The sequence below is a fragment of the Streptomyces sp. NPDC056486 genome (assembly GCF_042795295.1).
Lineage (GTDB): Bacteria > Actinomycetota > Actinomycetes > Streptomycetales > Streptomycetaceae > Streptomyces.
In genome coordinates, this window is record NZ_JBHTSF010000292.1 from 1 (window position 1) to 5,624 (window position 5,624).

The following is a 5,624-nucleotide window of genomic DNA, read 5'->3' on the forward strand; positions in this document are numbered from 1 at the left end:
GGTCCGCCGCGGTCATGATTCCGACCGCGACGGACCTGCCCGCCTCACAGGCCACCGAGTCGGTGACCGACGGCGCTGAGCCGTCAGGACATCAGGAAGCCGTCAGGGACTTCTTCTCGCTGCCCGCAGGCTGCGACGGGACCGCGTCCACCCCGTCCGGGTCCGCACTGCCGGACTCGGACTCGGACTCGGACGCGCCGTCGTCGAGCAGCGTCTTCTCGTCGAACGGCAGCCGTCCCGCGAGAACTTCGTCGACCCGCTCGCGGTCGACCTCCTTGGTCCAGGTGCCGATCAGGAGGGTCGCCACCGCGTTGCCCGCGAAGTTGGTCAGGGCGCGGGCCTCGCTCATGAAGCGGTCGATGCCGATGATCAGGCCGACGCCGTCCACCAGGCCCGGCTTGTGCGACTGCAGGCCACTGGCCAGGACCGCGATGCCGGATCCCGAGACACCCGCGGCGCCCTTGGAGGCGATCATCATGAACAGGAGCAGGGAGATCTGCTCGCCGAGGCCGAGCGGCTGGTCCATCGCCTCGGCGATGAAGAGCGACGACATGGTCAGGTAGATCATCGTGCCGTCGAGGTTGAAGGAGTAGCCCGTCGGGACGGTGATGCCGACGACCGGACGGCTGACGCCCAGGTGCTCCATCTTCGCGATGAGCCGCGGAAGCGCGGACTCGGACGAGGAGGTGGAGAGGATGAGCAGGAACTCGCGGCCCAGGTACTTCAGGAGCTTGAAGAGGTTGACGCCGGTCACCAGGCGAAGCAGCGTGCCGAGCACGATGACGATGAACAGCGCACAGGTGACGTAGAACCCGATCATGATCGTGGCGAGCGCCTTCAGGGCGTCCGTGCCGGTCTCGCCGACCACCGCCGCCATCGCGCCGAACGCGCCGACCGGGGCGGCCCACATGATCATGCCGAGTACGCGGAAGACAAGGCGCTGGATGTGCCCGATACCGCGCAGGACCGGCTCACCGGAGCGGCCCATGGCCTGCAGCGCGAAGCCCACGAGGAGCGCGACGAGCAGTGTCTGGAGCACCTCGCCCTGCGTGAAGGCGGAGACGAGCGTCTTCGGGATGACGCCGAGCGCGAAGTCGACGAGCCCCTTGTTCGCCTCTTCGGCCGCGGTGTGGCCCGCGCCCTTCTCGGACTCGGTGATCTCCATGCCCGAGCCCGGGTGCAGGATGTTGCCGACGACCAGACCGATGGCGAGCGCGACGACCGACATCGCGACGAAGTAGCCGAGCGCGAGACCGCCGACCTTGCCGACCTTGGCGGCCTTACGGACGGAGCCGACGCCGAGGACGATCGTGCAGAAGATGATCGGCGAGATCATCATCTTGATCAGGTTCACGAAGCCGGCGCCGAGCGGCTTGAGCTCCTTGGCGAAGTCGGGGAAGAGCAGGCCGACACCGATACCGAGAACGACGGCGATGATGACGGCGATGTACAGATAGTGGGTGCGGTCCCGTTTGGCTGCGGGCGCAGGTGCCACCTGGCTGTCGGTGGTGTCGGCCACGAGGGCCCTCCTTGAACGACTACGTCGGCGTTTTCGGCCAGTGCGTGCGGCTCACGTCCTGGGCAGGCGGATCTCGGGTGACTATCTCTCGCCCTGTGAGGGCGGTCACCCTTACGTTCATTTAGTTCGCACTTATACGGCCAGGCAGACTGGCAGCATGTCCCTCGCCCGTCCACCCCGGCCGCGCAGCCTCGCCGGTCAGCTCTTCGCGATGCAGATCGTGCTCGTCACCCTCGTGGTGTCCGGGTGCGCGCTTTTCACCTTCCTGAGCGACCGGCACCAGGCCGAGGAGGGCGCGCGCCGCCAGGCCACGGCCGCGGCGCGGGCGGTCGCGGACTCTCCTTCGGTACGTGAGGCCGTACGTGGCCGAAATCCGACGGAGACCCTCCAGCCGTACGCGGCCGACGTGCTCCGGCACACCGGGGTCGACTTCGTCACGATCATGGACCCGGACGGCATCCGCTGGACGCACCCCGACAAGGACCAGATCGGCGAGCGCTTCCTCGGCCACCGGGCCGAGGCGCTGCGGGGCAGGACCTTCACCGAGACGTACACGGGGACACTGGGCCCCTCCGTACGCGTGGTCACCCCGATCCGGGCCACCGACGGCAGCGACCGCATCACGGGCCTGGTCAGCGCGGGCATCACCATCGAGGTGATCAGCAAGACGGCGCGCGGCCAGCTGCTCACCCTGCTCGGTGTCGCGGCGGGCGCGCTCGCGCTCGGCGGCCTCGGCACCTACGTCATCAACGCCCGCCTGCGCCGCCATACCCACGGCATGAACGCCGCCGAGCTGAGCCGCATGCACGACTACCACGAGGCGGCGCTGCACGCGGTGCGTGAGGGCCTGCTGATGCTGGACGGGCAGCGGCGCATCGCCCTCATCAACGACGGAGGGCGCGAGCTGCTCGGCGTATCGGGCGATCTGGTCGGCCGTAACGTCGCCGAGCTCGGCCTGCCCGCCCCGCTGACGGGCGCGCTGCTCGCGGCCGAGCCGCGGGTGGACGAGCTGCACCTGTCGGCGGACCGGGTGGTCGTCGTCAACACGTCCCCCGTGTCCAGCGGTGAGCGGCGCGGAACAGTGGTCACCCTGCGTGATCACACCGAGCTCCAGGCGCTCACCGGCGAGCTGGACTCGGAGCGTGGCTTCACCCGCGCCCTGCGCTCACAGGCCCACGAGGCGGCGAACCGCCTCCACACCGTGGTCTCCCTCATCGAGCTGGGCCGCGCCGAGGAGGCCGTCGACTTCGCCACGGCCGAGCTGGAACTCGCCCAGACGCTGACGGACCAGGTGGTCGCGGCGGTGAGCGAGCCGGTCCTGGCGGCCCTGCTCCTGGGCAAGGCCGCCCAGGCGAACGAACACGGTGTGGAGCTCGTCGTCTCCCCCGACAGCAGCATCGACGACGGCATGCTGCCCGCCGATCTGCCCGCGCGCGATCTGGTGACGGTCCTGGGCAACCTGATCGACAACGCGGTGGACGCGGCCCAGGGCTCGCCCGCGGCCCGTGTGACGGTGACGGCACGCGCGGACGAGGCGGGACTGACGCTGCGGGTGTCGGACACGGGCCCCGGGGTGGACCCCGCCCATATGGAGGCGGTCTTCCAGCGCGGCTGGTCGACGAAGGCCACGGCGGGGCGCGGCCTGGGTCTGGCCCTTGTCCACCAGACGGTGACGAAGCATGAGGGGACACTTGAGGTGCGGGAGGCGCCCGGAGGCGGCGCGGAGTTCGAGGTCCACCTGCGGACGGACGCCGCAGCCAGCACACCGGACGCAGCAAACGGAGGCAGCAAGTGACCGAGCCGATCCGGGTTCTGGTCGTCGAGGACGACCCTGTCGCGGCAGATGCCCACGTCCTCTACGTGAACCGCATCGCCGGCTTCCACGCCGTGGGCAAGGCACACAGCGCCGCCGAGGCGAAACGCGCCCTGGACCGCACTGAGGTGGACCTGCTCCTCCTGGACCTCCACCTGCCCGACGGTCACGGTCTCCAGCTGGCCCGCACCCTGCGGGCCGCGGGCCACCGCGCGGACGTCATCGCCGTCACTTCGGCCCGCGATCTCACGGTCGTACGCGAGGGTGTCTCCCTCGGCGTCGTCCAGTACGTACTGAAGCCCTTCACCTTCGCGACCCTCCGCGACCGCCTCACCCGCTATGCCGAGTTCCGCGCCGCCGCGGGCGAGGCCACCGGGCAGGACGAGGTGGACCGCGCCCTGGCCACCCTGCGCGCGCCAAGCCCCGCCGCCCTGCCCAAAGGGCTCAGCGGCCCCACCCTGGAGAGGGTGACCCGCACCCTGCGCGACGCGCCCCCCGAGGGCGTCACCGCCGCGGTCGCCGCCGAGACCGTGGGCATCTCCCGCATCACCGCGCGCCGCTACCTGGAACACCTGGTCACCACGGGCCGCGCCGCCCGCACGCCGCAGTACGGCCACGTCGGTCGCCCCGAGTACGCGTACCGCTGGCTCACATCGGCCACCTGAAGCGGCACCTGACGCCCCAAGTACCCGCCCCTGTAAGACGATTAACAGCCCGCAGGCTCGCCGGTAACGCCTTGGTGCCGCCTCCAATAACAACGTTGTCACGTTGATGACAAGCGGCGTTGCACGGGCATTGACCTTGCTCCGAGCCCGCCCTTACGTTCACCGGGCAGCCCCGCGTTGCGCCCTGCGTGGTAACCCAGCCGCGTCGGCCAGTAGGAGGTCGTACCCGTGCGTCCCACCACCCCGCTGCTCCTCGCCACCACCCTGGTCGCCGCCTGCACCCTCACCGCGTGCGGCGGGGGCTCCGGCGACGATCCGGACACCGTGAAGATCTCCTTCAAGCAGTCCACGGACAACCAGATCAAGGTCATGGACACCTATCTGGCGGACATCAAGAAGCAGTTCGAGAAGGAGAATCCCGGCAAGAAGGTGAAGCTGGTGCCGATCAAGGCGCCGGACTCCGAGTACTACACCAAGCTGCAGCAGATGATGCGCTCCCCGAAGACCGCGCCCGACCTGGTCTACGAGGACACCTTCCTCATCAACTCGGACATCACCAGCGGCTACCTGAAGCCGCTCGATTCCTACCTGAACAAGTGGAAGGACTGGGACCAGTTCATCGCCACGTCCAAGACGGCGGCGAAGGCGGCGGACGGCAAGACGTACGGCGTCCCGGACGGCACCGACACGCGCGGCCTCTGGTTCAGCAAGGGCATCTTCAAGAAGGCCGGTCTTCCCGCGAACTGGCAGCCGAAGTCGTGGGACGACATCCTCGAGACGGCGCGGACCATCAAGAAGAAGGTCCCTGGCGTCACGCCCCTGAACGTCTACACGGGCAAGCCCGCGGGCGAGGCGGCCACCATGCAGGGCATGGAGATGCTCCTGTACGGCACGGGCCAGAACCCGATGTACGACCCCAAGTCCAAGAAGTGGGTCACGGGCAGCCAGGGTTTCAAGGACTCCCTGGAGTTCGTCGAGACGGTCTACAAGGAGAAGCTCGGCCCTGACGTCTCCGACGCCCTCGACCCGAACTTCGCCACGCGGGTCCGCGGCGAACTCCTCCCCGAGGACAAGCTCGGCATCAACCTCGACGGCTCCTGGCTGCCGCAGGACTGGGGCAAGGGCGCGGGTCACGAGTGGCCCGAGTGGTCGAAGAAGCTGGGCCTCGCCCAGATGCCGACCCAGAACGGCGAGGCTCCCGGCAAGGTGAGCATGTCCGGCGGCTGGACCTGGGCGATCCCGTCCAAGGCGTCCAACCCCGACCTGGCCTTCAGGTTCATCGAGACGATGCAGACCAAGGCCAACGCCCAGAAGTGGTATGTGGCGAACTCGGGCATCGCGGTCCGCAAGGACGTCGCGGCCGACCCCGCGTACCTCAAGGCGCAGCCCGGACTGAAGTTCTTCACCGACCTGGTGCCCTCGACGAACTACCGCCCGGCGTACCCGGCGTACCCGAAGGTCTCCACCGCGGTGCAGGAGGCCATGGAGAAGGTGACGACGGGCGACGGTTCCGTGGCCGACGCGGCGAGCGGATACGACGACGAGGTCAAGGCGGCGACGGACGGCAAGGTCGTCGAGAAGTAGCCGACGCCGGCAGGTGGGGCGGCGGTGCGTGTGGCTGTCCGCA

4 protein-coding genes are annotated in these 5,624 nt (G+C 69.1%); 3 read left to right on the plus strand and 1 reads right to left on the minus strand.

Annotation, left to right across the window (positions count from 1 at the left end; genetic code table 11):
* Window positions 1–91 precede the first annotated feature (91 nt).
* Window positions 92–1,495 (minus strand): cation:dicarboxylate symporter family transporter, encoded by a 1,404-nt coding sequence (locus tag ACFQ7F_RS45250; RefSeq protein ID WP_383285446.1) that lies wholly within the window; start codon window positions 1,493–1,495, stop codon window positions 92–94.
* 181 nt (window positions 1,496–1,676) lie between these two features.
* Between ACFQ7F_RS45250 and ACFQ7F_RS45255 the strand changes: the two genes are divergently transcribed.
* From ACFQ7F_RS45255 to ACFQ7F_RS45265, 3 genes are all read left to right on the plus strand, one after another.
* Window positions 1,677–3,314, plus strand: coding sequence for an ATP-binding protein (locus ACFQ7F_RS45255; RefSeq protein WP_383285437.1), 1,638 nt, complete (start codon window positions 1,677–1,679; stop codon window positions 3,312–3,314).
* Window positions 3,311–3,997: a response regulator gene (locus ACFQ7F_RS45260; protein WP_383285440.1), complete on the plus strand. Its 687-nt coding sequence runs from the start codon at window positions 3,311–3,313 to the stop codon at window positions 3,995–3,997. The genes ACFQ7F_RS45255 and ACFQ7F_RS45260 overlap by 4 nt, the downstream gene beginning before the upstream one ends.
* A 228-nt stretch (window positions 3,998–4,225) precedes the next feature.
* Entirely contained in the window at window positions 4,226–5,581 is a 1,356-nt protein-coding gene (locus ACFQ7F_RS45265) for an extracellular solute-binding protein (RefSeq protein ID WP_383285443.1), read from the plus strand.
* Window positions 5,582–5,624: the final 43 nt, after the last annotated feature.

Coding starts and splice junctions, on each gene's coding strand:
- ACFQ7F_RS45255 (WP_383285437.1), top strand. CDS start 1,677: ATGTCCCTCGCCCGTCCACCCCGGCCGCGCAGCCTCGCCGGTCAGCTC.